Origin of the sequence: Dactylosporangium sp. NPDC051541, from assembly GCF_044454505.1 — a bacterium.
In the GTDB taxonomy this organism is placed as follows: domain Bacteria; phylum Actinomycetota; class Actinomycetes; order Mycobacteriales; family Micromonosporaceae; genus Dactylosporangium.
Genome location: NZ_JBITDU010000004.1, coordinates 251,600 through 270,468, shown reverse-complemented (window position 1 = coordinate 270,468; position 18,869 = coordinate 251,600). Strand labels below are relative to the sequence as shown.

Sequence of the window (18,869 nt, the reverse complement as noted above, 5' to 3'; positions counted from 1 at the left end):
TGGCAGGCAAGTTGCCTGTTAGATCTTGTCTGGAGGCCCTTCGTGAACCACCCCCTCAGGCTGGCCGGGCTGGGCGCCGCGGCCCTGCTGACCGTCGGCACCGTGACCACGGTCCTGGTCATGCAGGGCGCCGACGCGGCCACCGAGACCCTGTTGTCGCAGGGCAAGCCGGCCTCCTCGTCGTCGGTGGAGCTGGCGTCGCTCGGGCCCGGCCTGGCGTTCGACGGCAACACCGGCACGCGGTGGGCCAGCCTGGAAGGCTCCGATCCGCAGTGGATCAGCGTCGACCTGGGCGCCTCGCGGACCATCACGCACGTGAACCTCAACTGGGAGGCGGCCTACGGCAAGGCGTATCGCCTCGAGACCTCGGCGGACGGGTCCACGTGGTCGACCATCTACAGCACCACCAAGGGCGACGGCGGCACGGACGACCTCACCGGGCTGAGCGGCACCGGGCGGTATGTGCGGCTGTTCGGCACGGCCCGGGGCACGCAGTACGGCTACTCGCTGTATGAGTTCAAGGTGTACGGCAACGGCAGCACCGAGGGGACGCCGACGGGTTCCGTGTCGGCCTCACGCAGTACCACCGCCGGGCCTTCCGCTTCTGCTTCCGCAACGGCGTCGCCGTCCCGCAGCGCGTCCGCGAGTGCCTCGCCGACGAAAAGCCCGACCGGCACGCCGGGCAAGGATCTGAACGACCCGCGCAAGAAGGACATCGCGATGCAGCTGGTGTCCTCGGCCGAGAATTCGTCGCTGGACTGGAAGGCGCAGTACAAGTACATCGAAGATATCGGCGACGGCCGCGGCTACACGGCCGGCATCATCGGCTTCTGCTCCGGCACCGGCGACATGCTGGAATTGGTACAGCTCTATACGCAGCGGGTCCCCGGCAACGTCCTGGCGAAATACCTGCCGGCTCTGCGCAGTGTCGACGGCTCCGACTCGCACACCGGCCTGGACCCCAACTTCACGAAAGACTGGAAGACGGCGGCCAACGACCCCGCATTCCAGCAGGCGCAGAACGACGAACGCGACCGGGTGTACTTCAACCCGTCCGTCAACCAGGCGAAGTCCGACGGCCTGAGGGCTCTGGGCCAGTTCATCTACTACGACGCGATCGTCATGCACGGCCCGGGCAACAGCGCCGTGAGCTTCGGCGGCATCCGCAAGGCCGCCATGGCCAAGGCGAAGACTCCGGCCCAGGGCGGCGACGAGGCAACGTACCTCAACGCATTCCTGGACGCCCGCGTGGCCGCCATGAAGACCGAGGAAGCCCACAGCGACACCAGCCGCGTGGACACGGCCCAGCGGGTCTTCCTGAACAACCGCAACTTCGACCTCGACCCGCCGCTGTCCTGGAAGGTCTACGGCGACCCCTTCTCTATTGCCAATTAGGCAGGGGAAGCTTCGCCTCCACCCGCGCCCCCGCACGATCCACGCCACCGCGTGCGGTCGTGCGGGGCCGGAGTTACGACTTCGACGGCTGATCCGGCGCGCCTTGCGAAACGGCGCCGGGTCAGCCGTCTTCGGCTACTACGACCGACGAGTTGTGGCGGGCCCAGACCGCGGCCCGCTCCTCGTCAGTCGTGGCGCCGTGCAGCGCGGCGACGAGCGCATCCACCTCTGGCGTCATGACCGCGACGACGTCGGCACCGCCATCGTCGACCGTGGCGAAGGTGTGCGTCGTGCCGGCCGGAATGTCACGTGGTCGCCGAACCACGAAGTCACTCACGCCGCCGAACCTATCCCACGCATCGACGGCGGTACGAGCTGTCGCCCATTCGGCCGAGGTGATCGGGCGGCGGGGCGTGGGTGGTGGGTCAGGTGTCGATGAAGGTGACTGTTTCGGGCATGGTGGCCCGAGTGGTGCGCAGCGGGGGGACGGTTGGGTCCGCGTGGCCTACCGAGACGCCGCAGAGCAGGATCAGGTTGGCGGGGGCGCCTACGGTCTCGCTCACCGTTGTGCGGTATTGCGTCCACATCACCTGCGGGCACGTGTGCAGGCCCTCGGCGCGCAGGAGGAGCATGACGGTCTGCAGGTACATGCCGGCGTCGGTCCACTGGCCCGGGCCCATTGTCTGGTCCAGGTAGCAGAACAGGACGGCCGGGGCGCCGAAGGCGGCCGAGTTGAGGGCGGCGATCTTCGACGGGCGGGCCGGGTCGTCGCGGTCGATGCCCAAAGCCGCATACCGCTGGACGGCCGCGGCGGTGAAGCGGTCCGAGTATGGGGGGTGCAGGGCGGGCGGGTACATCGGGTACTCGCGCTCGTCGCCCGGGTCACCGGCGAGCGCCCTGGCCGTCGCGCGGCGTTTCAGGTCGGCCAGCGGGGCGCCGGTCACGACGTAGACGTGCCAGGGCTGCAGGTTGCCGCTGGATGGGGCCCGGGTGGCGGCGGTCAGGACGCGTCGCAGGACCGCGCGGGGGACCGGCTCGTCGGTGAACGCCCGCACCGCGCGGCGGGTGTCCACGGCCTCGTATACGTCGATCGATCCAGTATGACAAGCTCAGCGGGCGGAGTCGGAGCTGCTGGTCTCGGGGACCTTGGCGTCGCCGAGGATCGAGGCGATCGCGTCGGCGGCGCCGGGGCGGGCGAACAGGTAGCCCTGGCCGAACTCGCAGCCGAGGTCCTGCAGCGTCGACCACTGCTCCGCCGTCTCGATGCCCTCGGCGACCGTCTGCAGCTGCAGGGCCCGGCCCAGCTGGACGACGGCCTCGGCCAGGGTGGCGTCGCCGTGTTCGGTGGTGATGCCGTCGACGAACGAACGGTCGATCTTGAGGATGTCGACGGGGAAGCGCTTCAGGTACGACAGCGACGAGTAGCCGGTGCCGAAGTCGTCGATGGCCAGGCGGACGCCCAGCGCCTTGAGGCGGCCCAGCGTCTCGATCGTGGAGTCGGTGTCCTGCATGAGCAGCGACTCGGTGATCTCCAGGACGATCTGGTGCGGGTCGACGCCGGTCTCGGCCAGGATGCCGGCGACCTCCTCGACCAGGCCCTCGTGCTGGAACTGGCGGGCCGACAGGTTGACGTTGACCCGGATCGCGGCCGCGGCCGGGAACTCCACCCGCCACTGGGCCAGCTGCTCGCAGGCCTGGCGCAGGACCCAGCGGCCCAGGGGAACGATGAGGCCGGTCGACTCGGCCAGGGGGATGAACGCGTTCGGGCCGATCATGCCGCGGGCCGGGTGCTCCCAGCGGACCAGGGCCTCGACCCCGATCAGGCGGCTGGTCGGCAGGTCGACGATCGGCTGGTAGTGCACGACGAACTCGTCCCGGGCCAGGGCCCGCTCGAGCTCGGCCCGGTCCTCGGCCTCGCGCATGATGCCGGCGTACATGGCCGGGTCGAACAGGGCGTAGCGGTCGCGGCCGTCGCCCTTCGCCGCGTACATCGCCAGGTCGGCGTTGCGCAGCAGCTCACCCGGGTCGGGGCCGTCGTCGCCGTCGCCGGCCTTCGCGGTCGCCACGCCGATCGAGGCCGACGAGACGACGTCGCGGTTGCCGAGGCGCAGCGGGCGGCGGATCGCCGCGAGGAGCCGCTCGGCCAGGTCCATCGCCTCGATCTCGGTGATGTCCTCGACCAGGATCGCGAACTCGTCGCCGCCGAGGCGGGCCAGGGTGTCGGCGGCCCGCAGCTGCTGGTGCAGGCGCAACGCGGTGGTGGCGATGAGCTGGTCGCCGGCGTTGTGCCCGAGACTGTCGTTGACCAGCTTGAAATCGTCGAGGTCGACCAGCAGCAGGGTGATGCGGCCGCCGCCGCGGCGGTTGCGGGCGATGGCGTGCTCGAGGCGGTCGCGGAACAGGGCCCGGTTGGGCATGCCGGTCAGCGAGTCGGCGAACGCCTGCCGGGTCAGCTCCTCCTCCAGCTCCTTGCGGCCGGTGATGTCGCGGATGCTGATGACGGCGGCGTAGAGCGGGGCCTCGGTGGTGCGGTTGGTGCCGATGACCTCGGCCCAGATCCAGGTGCCGTCGGCCCGACGGACCCGGGACTCGGCGCGGCCGGTGTAGCCGGGGCCGCCGGTGATGACACCGCGCCACCACTCCTGCGAGATGGGCAGGAAGTCGGGGTGGGTGATCTCGGACAGCATGGCGCTGGTGACGAACCGCGGGTCGTAGCCCAGGACCGTCTTCACCGACGGGCTGGCGTAGGTGACGCCGCCGCCGTCGGCCCGGATGGCCAGGACCGCGTCGGTTGACGCCTCCAGCAGCGCCTCGACCTTGCGCTCGGCGGCGCCGCGGGCCCGGTCCATGCGGCGGCGGTTGCTGGCGGTCTGCGCGCAGAACCAGGCGACCCCGGCCATGAGCGCGACGGTCAGCGCGGCCAGGGTGCCGCCGACGGGCCGGTCGCGGGTGAGGAACAGCCCGAGGTAGCCCAGGACGCTGAGCGCGCCGATCGCGATCACCGAGCCCTTGTCGGCCATGGCGGCCGCCGAGGCCAGGACCAGCATCACGCCGGCCGGGTAGATGGCCAGGGCGGCGGTGTCGTACGCCGTGTAGGCGAGCAGCAGCGCGAGGTTGGCCAGCCACCAGGCGGCGAGCGCGCGGGGCAGCCAGGAGGCCTCGACGTACCGCTCCCACGGCAGCAGCCCCAGCCCGGCCTGCGCGACCGCGCCCAGGGCGATGGCGCTGACCACCCACGGTCCGCTGCCCCAGTCCAGGTGCGCGCGCACGGCGCCGATGAGGACGACCCCAACGGCGACCCAGGTTCCAAGCCTGATCTGACGGGCCCGGTACTCGATCTCGTGCTGCTCGAGCGCACTTTCCGGCATGCCCGCTTCTTCGGTGCGCCGCGGCCGGAGCTGAGTGCGGTTCTGGTGCAGTCTCGTGATTGTGACCCGTCAGCGGGTACCACTGCCGCCTTATAGTCTTTGGACCATGGTAGTCGGACGACTTGTCGCGGCCGTGATGGCCGTGTCGCTGGTCGGGCCGGTGCTGGAGCCTTCGCCCGCACCGGCCGACACGACGACCGTCGTGCCGTGCCCATACGCGTCCATCGCCACCATCCCGCCCACGCCGGCTTCCCCGGAGCGGGACCCGGCCGCGCCCGTCGTCGGCGGGCCGCGGCTGGGCACCACCGGCCTGGCCGTCCCCGCCGGCGCCGCCGCCCCGCCGACCACCTCGGCGATGGCCTGGATGGTCGCCGACCTCGACACCGGCGAGGTCCTCGGCGCCTGCAACCCGCACCTGCGCCGCCGCCCGGCCAGCGTCCAGAAGCTGCTGCTGGCCGCGGCCGCACTGCCGAAGCTCGACCCGAACCTGGTCGTCGAGGCGACCGAGAGCGACGTGAACGTCCCCGCGGACAGCTCACTGGTCGGGCTGATCGCCGGCGGGAAGTACCCGGTGTCGGCCCTGTGGATCGGGCTGCTGCTCGAGTCCGGCAACGACGCCGCGGCCGCCCTGGCCCGGGTCGCGGGCGGGGACGGCGGGGAGGCGGCCACGGTCGCGGCGATGAACGCCGAGGCGCACCGGCTCGGCGCGGACGACACCCACGCCGTCACGCCGTCCGGCTACGACGCCCCGGACCAGTTCACCAGCGCCTACGACCTGGCCCTGATCGCCCGCGAGAACTTCGACCGCCCGGCTTTCGTGCAGTACGACAGCATGCTGAGCTACCAGTGGCCGGCGGCGCCGCCGAAGGACCCCAAGGGCTTCCAGATCCAGAACGAGAACAAGCTGCTGACCGAGTATCCGGGCGGGATCGGCGGGAAGACCGGCTTCACCGACGAGGCCCGGCACACGTACGTCGGCGTGGCCAAGCGCGGCGACCGCCGGCTCGTCGTCACCATCATGGGCGCCGAGATCGTCCCGGCCCGGGCCTGGAAGCAGGGCACGACGCTGCTCGACTGGGGGTTCGCGCAGCCGGCCGGCGCGTCCGTCGGGCACCTCGTCACCGTGGAGGAGGCGGCGAAGCTGCACACCCCGCCGCCGTCGCCCACCCCGAGCACACCGCCGGCGGCCGCGGCCGGGGGCACGGCGGGCGCCCAGCCGTCCGTGCCCGGCCGCACGCTGTCGTTCAGCGTGGTGGCCCTGGCCCTGCTCGTCGCGCTCTTCACGGCCGGCACCGTGGTGATGATCCGCCGCGCCCGCCGGGTCCGGGTCTAGCACCGGGCCGGCCCGTGCTCCGGGCGGCCGCCGGCGCGCTGCGCGGGCCGGCGGCCCGAGCCGGTCCCGGCGGTGTAACTTTCGATCATGACGACTCTGCCCAGCGCCCGGACCGCCGACCCCGCGGACGCCCCGCCGATCCGATGGGGCATCATCGCGCCCGGCTGGATCGCCGGTCAGTTCGCCGACGCCGTGCACAAGTACTCGAAGTCCACCGTCGCCGCCGTCGGCTCCCGGTCGCAGCCGCGGGCCGAGGAGTTCGCGGCCCGCTACGGCGCCCGCGCGTACGGCTCCTACGAGGCCCTCGTCGCCGACGACGGCATCGACGCCGTCTATGTCGCGTCCCCGCACAGCCACCACGCCGAGCAGGCCCGCCTCGCATTGCGGGCGGGCAAGCCGGTGCTGATCGAGAAGGCGTTCACGCAGAACGCGGCCCAGGCGGCGGAGCTCGTCGACCTCGCCGGCGCCTCCGGTCTGCTGCTTATGGAGGCGATGTGGAGCCGCTTCCTGCCGCACTACGACGTTGTGCGGCAGCTGCTCGCCGACGGTGCCCTCGGCGAGGTCCAGACGACCGCCGGCGACCACGGCCAGTACTTCGACATCGCCCCCGCGCACCGCCTGCTCAACCCCGACCTGGCCGGCGGGGCCCTGCTCGACCTCGGCATCTACCCGGTCTCGTTCACCTCGTTCGTCCTCGGCGCCCCCGACGAGATCCAGGCCACCGGCACCATGACCGCGACCGGCGTCGACGCGCAGGTCACGGCGGTGCTGCGGACCGGGGCCGCGCACGGCATCGTCTCCACCACCCAGACCGCGAAGACGCCGACGACGGCGAGCGTCTCCGGCACCGCCGCCCGGATCGAGATCGCCGGTGACTTCTACGTGCCGCAGGCCGTGCGCCTCACCACCCGCACCGGCGAGACCCAGGAGTCCGCCGCCCCCGCCATCGCCGGCCACGAGGGCCTCGTCTACCAGGCCGCGCACTTCGCCGAGCTGCTCCGCGCCGGTTCGACCGAGTCGCCGCTGCTGCCGCTGGCCGAGACGCTGACGATCATGCGGACCCTGGACGAGATCCGCCGCCAGATCGGCCTCGTCTACCCCAACGAGCGGGCCGCCTAACGGCTGCTGAGCACCCGGGCCAGCTGCCGCCGGGACGTGATCCCCAGTTTTCTGAAGATCTTCATGAGGTGGTACTCCACTGTCGACGCGGTCACAAAGAGTCGGGTGGCGATCTCGGCATTGGTCGCGCCCTCCGCGGCCAGTGCGGCGACCCGGGCCTCCTGCGGCGTGAGATCGAGGTCCGGCACCGCCGTGCGGGCCCGCGCCTTGCGCCCGGTCGCCTGCAGCTCGATGCGGGCCCGCTCGGCGAACGCGGCCGCGCCCATCTCCGCGAAACTGTCGTAGGCGATCTGCAGCTGGGCCCGGGCCTCGGCCCGCCGCTTCTGCCGCCGCAGCCACTCGCCGTGCAGGAGGTAGGTGCGGACCAGCTCGGTGACGATCGTCGTGCCGGTGAGATGCTCGGCGGCCTCGCGGTAGAGCGCCTCGGCGTCCTCGGCCCCGGCCAGCAGCGCCTTCGACCGGGCCAGCAGGCCCAGCGCCCACGGGGTGCCACTGGCGGTCGCCCGCTCCCGGAGCCGCTCCAGCGCGGCCGCGGCGAGCTCCCGGTCCCCGGCCCGCACGGCCGCCTCGACGAGGTTGGGCACGGCCCGGTTCCCGTGGGCGATGACATCCTCGTGGAATCCGGGCGCGAGGAGTTCCACGGCCTCGGCGTAGCGCCCCCGCCCGAGCTCGAGCACCGCGAGGGAGTGCCGGGCGTGGTCGCCGAGGATCGCGTACCCGAGCTGCCCCTCCCACACGGTCACCGCGGTCTCGGCGGCGGCCCGGGCCTCGGCCTCCCGACCCCGCCACGCGAGCAGCTCGACCTGGCGGGACGTGTCCCCGGCCGGCACCCCGATCGCCGGCCCGAGGTCGTCGGCCTCGGCGAAGCAGGCCGCGGCCCGCTCGAACTCCCCGGACCAGACGGCCGCCGTGCCCCGCCCGGCCAGCTGTGCGTAGAGGGCGTGGAGGGCCCCTTGCCGCCGGGCGAGGGTGTCGGCGTGCTCGAGGATGGCGTGGAACCCTTCGTCGTCCCACAGGTCGTCGGCCACCCACTGCCCGGTCATGACGAACGGCACGGTCCCGTGCGCCACCTCCCGCTCGTCCCGCAGCGCCGCCACCGCCGCACGCAACAACGGCGCCGCGGCCCCGTACCCGACCGCGATCCGCGTGGCGAACGCGTCGACGAGCACCCGCACCGTGCTCCCCGCCCTGCGCTCACCCGGCCCGGTGAGCGCGGCTCGGCCCAGGTCGGCGAGGGTGGTGCCGGTCGTGTGGCGGCCGGCCAGGACGGCGGCGGCGATGGCTTCGAAGAGCAGGCCGTCGCGCAGGTCGGCCGGGAGTTCGGCGTCGGCGGCCACCGCGAGCATCGCCGCCGAGGTCACCGTGGCGATGCCGCCGCCGAACCAGGACAGGGCGGCTTTCAGGCGGTGGGCGGTGGCCAGCTCGACCGGGGTGCGCAGTTCGGGGAGGGCCAGGGCGTGGCAGCGTTCGGCCGCGGCCGGGTCACCGGCGACCAGGTGGGCCTCGGCCGCGACCAGGAGGCGGCGGGCGCGGTCCTGGGGGTCGGGGCTGAGCTCGGCCGCGCGGGCCAGGAACAGGGCCAGGGTCGCGTTGCCGCCGCGGGCGCCGGCCAGGGCCGAGGCGCGCTCGAGCTCGGCGGCCACGTCCTCGTCGAGGCCGGCGGTCGCCTCGGCGCGGTGCCAGGCCCTCCGGTCCGGGTCGGCCTGGGCGTCGATGGCGGTGGCCAGGGCGGCGTGGATGCGGCGGCGGGCGGCGGCCTCGGCGCCCGAGTACACCGCCGAGCGGATCAGCGGGTGGCGGAAGGCCAGGGCGGGGGCGGCGGTCAGGACGCCGGCGGCCACGGCCGGGTCGGCGGCGCCCGGTGGCAGGTGCAGCTCGGCGGCGGCCCGCCAGAGCAGGGCGGCGTCGTCGGGTGGGGCGGCGGCGGCCAGGAGGAGCAGGGACTGGGTGGGCGCGGGCAGGAGGCGCACCTGGCGCAGGAAGTGCTCCTCCAGGCGGCGGCCGAGGGGGAGGCGGTCGGGGAGGGGAGCGGCGCCGGACAGCTGGTCGGTCGTCAGCTCGGCGGTCAGCTCGATCAGGGCCAGGGGGTTACCGCGGGTGTCGGCGATGATGCGTTCGGCCACGGCCGGGGTGACGCCGCCCGGTGCGGAGCGCTCCAGCAGGTCGTGGGCGGCGGTGCCGGGCAGGCCGGTCAGGGCCAGGGTCGGCAGGCCGGCCAGCGCGGGCGCGGCTCCCGGCTCGTCGTCGCGCACGGCGATGAGCAGGCCAAGGCGGTCGGCGTGCAGGCGGCGGGCCACGAACGCCAGGACGGCCAGGGACTCCCGGTCCAGCCAGTGGGCGTCGTCGACCAGGCACACCAGGGGGCGGTCCTCGGCCACGCCGGCCAGCAGGGTCAGGGTGGCCAGGCCGATCAGGAACAGGTCGGCGGCCGCGCCCGTGGTCAGGCCGAACGCCATGGACAGGGCCGTGCGCTGCGGGTCCGGCAAATCGCCGACCCGGGCCAGGAACGGCCGCAGCAGCCGGTGCAGGGCCGCGAACGCCAGGCCGCGCTCCGGCTCGACCCCGGCCACCCGGGCCACCCGCAGGCCGTCGGCGGCCGCGGCGGCGTGGTCGAGCAGCCGGGTCTTGCCGATGCCGGGCTCCCCGGCCAGGACCAGGGCGGCGCTGAGGCCGGAGCGTACGGTCTCGGTGAACTCGTCGACGGCCAGGCACTCGCCGGACCGGCCGGGTAACGGCTCGGAGATCACGAACGCGAGCGTACCGGGGTCCGGTGCGCGCGTTCCATATGACAAGCGACGCAGGGCCGGACTGATGCGCGGGCGGGCGGGTAGGGACCGGCGCTGTGACGGATACATTGGTGCCGCAGACGCAGGACCCGCCGTTCCACGCGCTGCCGGCCGAGGAGGTCCTGGCCGCCGAGCGGGTCGACGCGCGGGCCGGGCTGAGCGCCGACGAGGCCGCGCGGCGGCGGGCCGAGCACGGGCCGAACCGGTTCACCGCGGCCCGGCCGGAGCGGCGGTGGCGGGCGTTCGTGCGGCAGTACGCCGACCCGATGCAGATCGTGCTGCTGGTGGCCGGGCTGGGCAGCGTCTACCCGCTGCGCCAGCTCGGCACCGGGCTGCTGCTGATCGCCCTCACCCTGCTCAACGCCGTCCTCGGGCTGCGGCAGGAGGGCTGTCAGGCGACACAGGCCTCGTCGGTCGAGGCGCAGTCGGCCGGCGGCGGGTCGCGGCCGCGGCCGCCGTGTCCGCGCTGCAGGAGGCGATGATCACCCGGGCCCGGGTGCGGCGGGGCGGGCGGACCGAATCCGTGCCGGCCGAGGACCTGGTGCCGGGGGACGTGGTCCTCGTCGAGGCCGGTGATCGGGTGCCGGCCGACGGTCGCCTCGTCCGGTCGGTGCGGCTCGAAGTCGACGAGTCGGCGCTGACCGGGGAGAGCGTGCCGGTCGGCAAGGACGCCGGGGTCGTCGCCGCGGCCGCCGCGGCGCTCGGGGACCGGGCCGACATGGTGTACATGCACACGAACGTCACCCGCGGCACCGGCGAACTGGTCGTCACCGCCACCGGCATGGACACCGAGGTGGGCCGGATCTCCGGGCTGCTGCAGACCGGCCAGGAGCCGCCGACGCCGCTGACCCGGCAGCTGAGCCGGCTGACCAACCAGATCCTGGTCGTGGCCGGGGCCGCGCTGCTGCTGTCGGTGCTGCTGAGCCTGGCCCGGGGCAACCCGTTCGACGTCGTCGTCACCGCGGCGATCGCGTTCGCGATCTCGGCCATCCCGACCGGGCTGCCGGCCGTCGTGACGACCATCCTGTCCCTCGGCACGCAGCTGCTGGCCCGCTCCGGCGCGATCGTGAAACGGCTGCGCTCCACCGAGACCCTCGGGTCCACGTCCGCGATCAACTCCGACAAGACGGGGACGCTGACGCTCAACCAGATGACGGTGGCCGAGGTGGCCGTCCCCGGCCGGCGCTACACGGTGACCGGCACGGGCTACACCGCCGACGGGGACATCCGGCGAATCGCGGGCGATCCGGCAGTACACCCGGAGCAATTGCTGTTGCCCTTCGCTCTGTGCGGTGATGCCGTCGTCTCCGGCGGGCGGCTGGTCGGCGACCCGACCGAGGGGGCGCTCGTCGTCCTCGCCGAGAAGGGCGGCCTCGACGTGGCGGCGACCCGGGAGCGGTATCCGCGGATCGCCGAGATCCCGTTCGACGCGGCGTACAAGCTGATGGCGACCTACCACCGGATGACCGACGAGGCCGGCCGCGACGTCGTGCGCTGCTTCGTCAAGGGCGCCCCCGACCAGCTCCTGGCCCGGACCGGGCTCGGCGACGAGGAGCGCGGGCGGTACCTGGCCGAGAACGAGCGGATGGCCGGGCAGGGGCTGCGCGTCCTCGCGACGGCCCGCCGCGACTACGACCCGGCCGGCTTCGACCCCGCCGGCGACCTGCTCGGCCGCCTCGACGGGCTCACCCCGCTCGCCCTGGCCGGCATCGTCGACCCGCCGCGGCCCCAGGCGAAGGAGGCGATCGCGGCCGCGCGGGCCGTCGGCATCGCCGTCCGCATGATCACCGGCGACCACGCGGTCACCGCCGGGGCCATCGCCGGGCAGCTCGGCATCCCCGGCCGGGCCATCACCGGCGCCGAGTTCGCGGCCATGGACGACGAGACCGCGACCCGCGAGCTCGGCGGCATCGGCGTCATCGCCCGGGTCACGCCCGAGCACAAGGTCCGCCTCGTCGAGCTCCTGCGGCGCCAGGGCCACATCGTCGCCATGACCGGCGACGGGGTCAACGACGCGCCCGCGCTGAAACGGGCCGACATCGGCATCGCGATGGGGATCACCGGCTCCGACGTGTCGAAGGAGGCCGCCGCGATGATCCTCACCGACGACGACTTCGCCACGATCGTCAAGGCCGTCGCCATCGGGCGGGCGCTGTACGACAACCTGAAGCGGTACGTCTACTTCCAGATGGGCGCCCTGATCGGCTTCATCGCCACGTTCCTCGGCGCCGGGGTCCTCGGCATTGCCGCCGGGGTGCCGTTCCTGCCGCTGCAGACGCTCTGGGTCAACTTCACCACCCAGGTCTTCCAGGCCGTCGGGCTCGGCTACGGCCGCCCCGAGCCGGACATCATGCACCGTCCGCCCCGCGGCGGCGACGAGCCGCTGCTGCCCGGGCGCACCCTCGGCCGGCTGACCGTCATCGGAGCCGTCCTCGGCGCGACCACCCTGGCCGTCATCGCCGCCGCCGACGCCGTCTCCGGCCCGGCCGTCGCGCGGACCATGGGCCTGACCACGTTCTCGCTGCTCAACCTGTTCCTGGCGGTGACCGTGCGCAGCGAGACCCGCTCGGTGTTCAGCCTCGACACGTTCGACGACCACCGGTTCCTGCTCACCAGCGGCCTGTCGCTGCTCGCGATCGTCCTCGCGACCGAGCTGGGCCCGCTGCAGCGGCTGCTGGACACGGTGCACCTCGGCGTCGGGCAGTGGCTCGCCTGCCTGGCCGCGTCGCTGACCGTGGTCGTGCTGTCGGAGGTGCGCAAGGCGGTCCGGCGGTGAACGACACGCTGCGCCGCCTCGGGCGGATCGGATGGTCGGTGGTCGGCGTGGTCGGCGGGGCCGGGCTCGCCGCGGCCGCGGCCGGGGTCCTGGTGCCGCTGCTGATGCCGCTGCTGCTGATGGTCGTCATCGCGGTGACCGTGCACCCGCTCGTCGAACGGCTGCGCCGGGTCGGGCTGGGGCGGGGCCCGGCGGCGCTGCTGGCCGCGCTCGTCCTGCCGCTCGGGCTGCTGCTCGTCGGCGGGCTGCTCGTCTGGGTGCTCCTGGCACAGGCCGGGGACTGGGTGCCGGTACTGGCCGAGGCCAAGCGGCAGCTGCCGGTCCCGGACCCGGCGGCCCGGCGGGCGGCGCTGCTCGGCGTCGGCTCCGCGGTCCTCGACGGCGCCGTCGTCGCCGGGCAGGTCGCGGTCGGGTTCCTCGTCGGCACCTACCTGCTGTACTACCTGCTGCGCGACGGTCCCCGGCTGACCCGGGGAAAGGTGCCGGCGGGGGCGACAACCCAGCTGCGGCGGTACATCGTCGGCACCGCGATCATCGCGGCCATGGACGCCGCCGTCATCACCCTCGGCGCGGCCGTCCTGCGCGTGCCGTTCCTGCTGACCATCGCCGTCGTGACGTTCGTCGCGGCGTTCGTGCCGTACCTCGGCGCCTGGGTCTCCGCCGTCTTCGCGGTCCTGCTGGCGCTCGGCGCGGGCGGGGTCACCACGGCCGTGTGGATGGCCGTCATCGTCCTCATCACGCAGAACGTCCTCGAGGGCATCCTGCGCCCGTACGTCTTCGGCAAGGCCCTCAACCTGCACCCGGTCGTCGTGCTCGCCGTGACGGTGCTCGGCGCGGCCCTCGGCGGCCTGTGCGGAGTGTTCCTGGCCCCGCCCCTGGCCGCGATCGCCCGGTCGTGGTGGACGGCGCGGCACACCGCCCACCACGACGCCGACGGCTAGACGGAGGTCAGGTGGGCGGCCTCGATGGCGTCGCGCAGCTGCTGCTCCGCGGTCGTGCTCAGGGAGCTGCGCAGCAGCCGCCCGCCGAAGTTGTACGGCGCCATCTCGGCGATGACCTTGTCCACGGTGACCTGGTCGACGAGCAGGAACAGCGCCGCCGAGCCGGGCTGCAGCGCCGCGCCCACGTCCTTCATGAAGCGGTCGTCGACGCCGGTGTCGACGGCCTTGCCGGCCAGGGCCCCGGCGCCCGCGCCCACGGCCATGCCGAGGAACGGGGCCAGGAAGAGCAGGCCGATGAGGCCGCCCCAGAGGGCCCCGCCGGCCGCGCCCGCGCCGACCGCGGACGCCGACTGGTGCAGCTTGACCTTGCCGCCGGGCTCCGACTCGGCGACGGCCGCGTCACGGACCTTGATCAGGCCCTGCCGCTGCAGGTCGATGATCTTCTCTCGGGCGGCGTTCGCGGTCGCGACGTCGCGGTATCCGATCGCAATGAGATCGCTCATGGGCTCCAGATTCCGGCCACCGCGGGTGATGCCGCCCCACCCGCGCGGATGGTGACCTCGGCGCATGAGCGGTACGGAGCGGAGCGGAGTGGCCGCGATGGGGCCAGCACAGATTTGGCTCAGGCCGGCGCCGGAGCTTGCGGAGGTGTCGGCATGAGCAATCCGGAGCGGGACAGGGTGGCGGCGTTCGGGCGGCCGGAGGACGGGGTCCTCGGCGCCAGCCCGTGGTACCGGTGGGGGCCGTACCTCAGCGAACGCGCCTGGGGCACCGTGCGTGAGGACTACAGCGAAGGCGGGACGGCGTGGGAGGCGTTCCCGCACGAGCACGCCCGCTCCCGCGCGTACCGGTGGAGCGAGGACGGGCTCGGCGGGATCTGCGACGCCGAGCAGCGGGTCTGTTTCGCGCTCGCGCTGTGGAACGGCGAGGACCCGATCCTCAAGGAGCGGATCTTCGGGCTCACCGGCAACGAGGGCAACCACGGCGAGGACGCCAAGGAGTACTGGTGGTACGCCGACGCCGTGCCCAGCCACGCCTGGCTGCGGTGGCGCTACCACTACCCGCAGCGCGCCTTCCCGTATGCCGACCTCGTCGCGGAGAACGGGCGGCGCTCGCGGCAGGAGCCGGAGTACGAGCTGCTCGACACCGGCGTGTTCGACGACGACCGGTACTGGATCGTCGAGACCGACTACGCCAAGGCCGACCCCGACGACATGCGGATCCGGGTCCGGGTCACCAACGCCGGGCCCGAGACGAAGACGCTGCACGTGCTGCCGACGGTGTGGTTTCGCAACACGTGGTCGTGGGAGCCGGGCGCGCCGCGGCCCCGGCTGGCCGCGCTGGACGGCACCGCGATCGGGATCGGGTCCGGAAGCCCGCTGGTCCTGCAGGCCGCCCCGGGGCCGGACGGCTCGATGCCGCTGCAGGTGTACTGCGACAACGAGACCAACACCCAGCGGCTCTTCGGCAGTCCCGGGTCGGCGCAGTACCCCAAGGACGGCATCAATGACCATGTCGTGGACGGCGCCGCGACCGTCAACCCGCAGCGGGAGGGCACGAAGGCCGCGTTCTGGTATCAGGTGACGGTCCCGCCGGGCGAGACCGCGCACCTGTCGCTGCGGCTGGCCCCGCAGGCCGACCCGGACGCGTTCGGGCCGTCGTTCGACCGGGTCCTGGCGCGGCGCCAGGGGGAGGCGGACGCGTTCTACGCCGGGCTGACCCCGGCCGGCACCGGCGCCGAGGACGCCATGATCATGCGGCAGGCGTTCGCCGGCATGATCTGGGGCAAGCAGTTCTACCACTACGACGTCGCCAAGTGGCTGCGCGGCGACCCGGCCCAGCCGGTGCCACCGCCGGGGCGGCAGCAGGGCCGCAACGCCGGGTGGCGGCACCTGGACGCGTTCGACATCATGTCGATGCCGGACCCGTGGGAGTACCCGTGGTTCGCCGCCTGGGACTCGGCCTTCCACGCCGTCGCGCTCGCGCACCTCGACCCGGCGTTCGCGAAGTACCAGCTGCTGCTGCTCTGCCGTGAATGGTTCCAGCACCCCAACGGGGCGATCCCGGCCTACGAGTGGGCGTTCGACGACCTCAACCCGCCGGTCCAGGCGTGGGCGGCGCTGCAGGTCTACGACATCGACGGCCGCCGCGACAAGCACTTCCTCGGCCGGATCTTCGCGAAGCTGATGCTCAACTTCACGTGGTGGGTCAACCGCGAGGACCGGGAGGGCAACAACCTCTTCGAGGGCGGCTTCCTGGGCCTGGACAACATCGGCCCGATCGACCGCTCGCACCTGCCCGAAGGCCACGTTCTGGAGCAGTCCGACGCGACCGCGTGGATGGCGTTCTACTGCCTCAACCTCCTCGAGATGGCCCGCGAGCTCGAGCTCGACGACCTCGCCGTCAAGTTCCTGGAGCACTTCGCGCTCATCTCCGAGGCGATGCGCGGCCGCGACCTGTGGGACGAGCAGGACGGCTTCTACTACGACCGGCTGCGCCGCCCCGACGGGAGCAGCACCCCGCTGAAGGTCCGCTCGATGGTCGGCGTCATCCCGCTGTTCGCGACGAAGGCCCTGCGGGAGGACGACTTCCACCGGATCCGGCGGCACTGTCGCGCCTTCGGTGACGTGTCCGAGGAGCACGTCATCCACACCGGCGACGGCGAGCGGGTCGTCGCCGTCGGCGTCGCCGCGCACGGCCGGGTCCGGCGCATCCTGCCGCACCTGTTCGACGAGGCGAGCTTCCTGTCCCCGCACGGCCTGCGCGCCCTGTCCCGCTGGCACGCCGAGCACCCGTTCAGCATCGACCTGCCCGGCGGGACCGCGACCGTCGGCTATGAGCCGGCCGAGTCCAGCAGCGGCATGTTCGGCGGCAACTCCAACTGGCGCGGTCCGCTGTGGATGCCGCTGAACTACCTGGTCATGCGGACCCTCGAGGACTACGACGCCAACCTCGGCGGCGGCGTGAAGATCGAGTATCCGACCGGCTCCGGCCAGCAGCGCACCGCCGGTGAGATCGCCGAGGATCTGCGGCAGCGGATGCTCGCCCTGTATCGCCGCGGCCCCGACGGCCGCCGCCCCGCCCACGGCTGGGTCGAACGCCTCCAGCACGACCCGAACTGGCGCGACCACCTGCTGTTCTATGAGTACTTCCACGGCGACAACGGCGCCGGCCTGGGCGCCATGCACCAGACCGGCTGGACCGGCCTCCTCGCCGACCTGGTGGCGCGCCCGGTGGTGCGCGCATGATCACTTTCGGCCGCCAGGTGTGCGGCGACCTCGACGCGTCGGCCTCGCGCGAGTGGCTGGTCACCGACGGTCTGGGCGGCTACGCGATGGGCACCGTCGCGGGGCTGCGCACCCGGCGCTACCACGGCCTGCTCGTGACCGATCGGCACCTCGCCCTGGCCGCCGTCGACCCCGTCGTGCGCATCGGCGACCGCGTCGTGCGCCTCGGCACCGACGAGTGGTCCGGCGGCGTCGTCGACCCGGCCGGGCACGTCCACCTCGCGCAGTTCACCCTGGCCGACGGGGTGCCGTGCTGGCGCTGGGACCTCGGCGACTGGGTCCTGCAGTCCGAGATCGCCATGGCGCACGGCCGCCCGGCCGTCGGCGTCCTGTTCACCCTGCTCCGCGCGGCCGCCCCGGTGACCCTCGAACTGACGCCGCTGTGCACCTGGCGGGACGCGCACGGCGAACGCCTCGCCGGCGGCGCGCCCGCGGTCACCCCGGTCGCCGACGGGTTCGTGTTCGAGGACGCCTACCGCGTGACCGGCCCGGGCTGGGTGCCCGGCGGCGACTGGTACCGCGGCGTCCACGCCCGCGAGGAGGCGGCCCGCGGCCTCAACCCGGTCGAGGACCTGTGGGCGGCCGGGCACTTCACGACCGAGCTGGCACCGGGGGAGACGACCGGGGTCACCGCCGCCGGGGTCCCGTTCGACGGCGTCCTGCCCAAGGCCCACCGCCTCGTCGCCGACGCCCGCCGCCGGGCCCGCAGACTCGTCAAGCAGGGCGGGGCGCTCGCGGTCGCCGCCGACCAGTGCATCGTGGAAACTCCCACCGGCCCGTCGGCCGTGGCCGGGTACCCGTGGTTCGGGGAGTGGTCCCGCGACCTGATGACGTCGTACGAGGGCCTGTTCCTCACCACCGGCCGCCACGCCGAGGCCCGCGCGGTGCTGCTGCGGGCCGGGGCGACGGTGTCGGAGGGGATGCTGGCCAACACCGCGGACACCGGGACCCTCGAGTACAACACCGCCGACGCCGCACTGTGGTTCCTGCACGCCATCGGCCGGTACGTGGCCGTCACCGGGGACCTCGACGTCGCGGCCGAGCTCGCCGGGCGCATCGACGAGGTGCTCGATCGCCACCGGCGCGGCACCCGCTACGGCATCGCCGCCGACCCCGCCGACGGGCTGCTCACCCAGGGCAAGCCCGGGTTCGCGCTGACGTGGATGGACGCCCGGATCGGCGGCCAGCCCGTCACCGAACGGCAGGGCAAGGCGGTCGAGATCAACGCGCTGTGGATCTCCGGGCTCGCCACCACCGCCGAGCTCTTCGACCGGATCGGCCGCCGCCACGACTGGACCGCCGCCGCCGACCGGGCCGCGGACTCGTTCCGGCGGCGCTTCCCCCGGCCCGACGGCCAGGGGCTCTACGACGTCGTGGACGGCCCCGGCGGGGACGACGCCGCCGTCCGGCCCAATCAGCTCCTGGCCGTGGGGCTGCCGCACGCGCCGATCAGCGACCCGCGGGTGGTCGAGGTGTGCCGCCGTGCGCTGCTCACGTCGATCGGGCTGCGGTCCCTCGCCCCGGGCTCCGCCGGGTATCGGGGGCGGCACGCCGGGGGGCCGGCCGAGCGGGACCGGGCCTACCACCAGGGGACCGTGTGGCCGTGGCTGATCGGGCCGTTCGTGGACGCCTCGCTGCGCGTCGGAGCCGACACCGAGGGGGTACTGGACGGGCTCGAGCCGCACCTCGCGGAGTGGGGCCTGGGCTCGGTGTCGGAGACCGCCGACGGCGACGCACCGCACGCGGCCACCGGCTGCCCGTTCCAGGCCTGGTCGGTCGCGGAGCTCATCCGCGCCCGGGCCCGGCTCGCGGCCGAGCGGCCCGCCTGACGACGGCCTTGGCGTCGCCTACGTCGGTGCGGTCG

At 73.7% G+C, this 18,869-nt stretch carries 13 protein-coding genes; 8 read left to right on the top strand and 5 right to left on the bottom strand.

The genetic code is table 11. From position 1 onward, the window contains the following. The first annotated feature begins 42 nt into the window (after window positions 1–42). On the top strand, window positions 43–1,395 hold the full coding sequence (locus ACIA8L_RS20790; RefSeq protein WP_395906807.1) for a chitosanase: 1,353 nt from the start codon (window positions 43–45) through the stop codon (window positions 1,393–1,395). 121 nt (window positions 1,396–1,516) lie between these two features. Here the strand turns inward: ACIA8L_RS20790 and ACIA8L_RS20785 are convergent, their stop codons facing one another. From ACIA8L_RS20785 to ACIA8L_RS20775, 3 genes are all read right to left on the bottom strand, one after another. Beyond that, on the bottom strand, window positions 1,517–1,732 hold the full coding sequence (locus ACIA8L_RS20785) for a hypothetical protein (protein WP_395906805.1): 216 nt from the start codon (window positions 1,730–1,732) through the stop codon (window positions 1,517–1,519). Window positions 1,733–1,820: 88 nt separating this feature from the next. Then, window positions 1,821–2,468, bottom strand: coding sequence for a nitroreductase (locus ACIA8L_RS20780; protein WP_395906803.1), 648 nt, complete (start codon window positions 2,466–2,468; stop codon window positions 1,821–1,823). A gap of 36 nt (window positions 2,469–2,504) precedes the next feature. Continuing rightward, window positions 2,505–4,763, bottom strand: a complete 2,259-nt coding sequence (locus tag ACIA8L_RS20775) for a putative bifunctional diguanylate cyclase/phosphodiesterase (protein ID WP_395906801.1) — start codon at window positions 4,761–4,763, stop codon at window positions 2,505–2,507. Between the two features lie 106 nt (window positions 4,764–4,869). Here ACIA8L_RS20775 and ACIA8L_RS20770 point away from each other — a divergent pair, with 106 nt between their 5' ends. Continuing rightward, a complete protein-coding gene (locus tag ACIA8L_RS20770; RefSeq protein WP_395906799.1) occupies window positions 4,870–6,096 on the top strand; it encodes a D-alanyl-D-alanine carboxypeptidase family protein in 1,227 nt (408 codons plus the stop codon). Between the two features lie 87 nt (window positions 6,097–6,183). Continuing rightward, complete coding sequence (locus ACIA8L_RS20765) at window positions 6,184–7,215, top strand: Gfo/Idh/MocA family protein (RefSeq protein ID WP_395906797.1); 1,032 nt, start codon at window positions 6,184–6,186, stop codon at window positions 7,213–7,215. Here ACIA8L_RS20765 and ACIA8L_RS20760 read toward each other — a convergent pair. Continuing rightward, the gene (locus ACIA8L_RS20760; protein ID WP_395906795.1) at window positions 7,212–9,962 is read right to left on the bottom strand and encodes an ATP-binding protein; all 2,751 of its coding nucleotides are present in this window, start codon (window positions 9,960–9,962) and stop codon (window positions 7,212–7,214) included. The genes ACIA8L_RS20765 and ACIA8L_RS20760 overlap by 4 nt on opposite strands. 95 nt (window positions 9,963–10,057) lie before the next feature. On the opposite strand from ACIA8L_RS20760, the gene ACIA8L_RS20755 reads away from it, so the two are divergent. From ACIA8L_RS20755 to ACIA8L_RS20745, 3 genes are read left to right on the top strand one after another with little or no spacing between them, the layout of a single operon-like run. Next, window positions 10,058–10,483 carry a cation-transporting P-type ATPase gene (locus ACIA8L_RS20755; RefSeq protein WP_395906793.1) on the top strand — a complete coding sequence of 142 codons (426 nt, stop codon included), beginning with the start codon at window positions 10,058–10,060 and terminating at the stop codon, window positions 10,481–10,483. Beyond that, a complete protein-coding gene (locus ACIA8L_RS20750) occupies window positions 10,459–12,777 on the top strand; it encodes a cation-translocating P-type ATPase (RefSeq protein ID WP_395906791.1) in 2,319 nt (772 codons plus the stop codon). The genes ACIA8L_RS20755 and ACIA8L_RS20750 overlap by 25 nt, the downstream gene beginning before the upstream one ends. Next, window positions 12,774–13,718 (top strand): AI-2E family transporter, encoded by a 945-nt coding sequence (locus tag ACIA8L_RS20745; RefSeq protein ID WP_395906789.1) that lies wholly within the window; start codon window positions 12,774–12,776, stop codon window positions 13,716–13,718. Before ACIA8L_RS20750 ends, ACIA8L_RS20745 begins: the two co-directional genes overlap by 4 nt. On the opposite strand, the gene ACIA8L_RS20740 is transcribed toward ACIA8L_RS20745, so the two are convergent. Continuing rightward, entirely contained in the window at window positions 13,715–14,221 is a 507-nt protein-coding gene (locus ACIA8L_RS20740; protein WP_395906787.1) for a DUF1269 domain-containing protein, read from the bottom strand. The genes ACIA8L_RS20745 and ACIA8L_RS20740 overlap by 4 nt on opposite strands. A 153-nt stretch (window positions 14,222–14,374) precedes the next feature. On the opposite strand from ACIA8L_RS20740, the gene ACIA8L_RS20735 reads away from it, so the two are divergent. Next, entirely contained in the window at window positions 14,375–16,966 is a 2,592-nt protein-coding gene (locus ACIA8L_RS20735) for an MGH1-like glycoside hydrolase domain-containing protein (protein WP_395906785.1), read from the top strand. Further along, the gene (locus ACIA8L_RS20730) at window positions 16,963–18,834 is read left to right on the top strand and encodes an amylo-alpha-1,6-glucosidase (RefSeq protein WP_395906783.1); all 1,872 of its coding nucleotides are present in this window, start codon (window positions 16,963–16,965) and stop codon (window positions 18,832–18,834) included. Before ACIA8L_RS20735 ends, ACIA8L_RS20730 begins: the two co-directional genes overlap by 4 nt. The last annotated feature ends 35 nt before the right edge of the window (window positions 18,835–18,869 follow it).

Coding starts and splice junctions, on each gene's coding strand:
- ACIA8L_RS20740 (WP_395906787.1), bottom strand. CDS start 14,221: ATGAGCGATCTCATTGCGATCGGATACCGCGACGTCGCGACCGCGAAC.
- ACIA8L_RS20765 (WP_395906797.1), top strand. CDS start 6,184: ATGACGACTCTGCCCAGCGCCCGGACCGCCGACCCCGCGGACGCCCCG.
- ACIA8L_RS20770 (WP_395906799.1), top strand. CDS start 4,870: ATGGTAGTCGGACGACTTGTCGCGGCCGTGATGGCCGTGTCGCTGGTC.
- ACIA8L_RS20735 (WP_395906785.1), top strand. CDS start 14,375: ATGAGCAATCCGGAGCGGGACAGGGTGGCGGCGTTCGGGCGGCCGGAG.
- ACIA8L_RS20730 (WP_395906783.1), top strand. CDS start 16,963: ATGATCACTTTCGGCCGCCAGGTGTGCGGCGACCTCGACGCGTCGGCC.
- ACIA8L_RS20775 (WP_395906801.1), bottom strand. CDS start 4,763: ATGCCGGAAAGTGCGCTCGAGCAGCACGAGATCGAGTACCGGGCCCGT.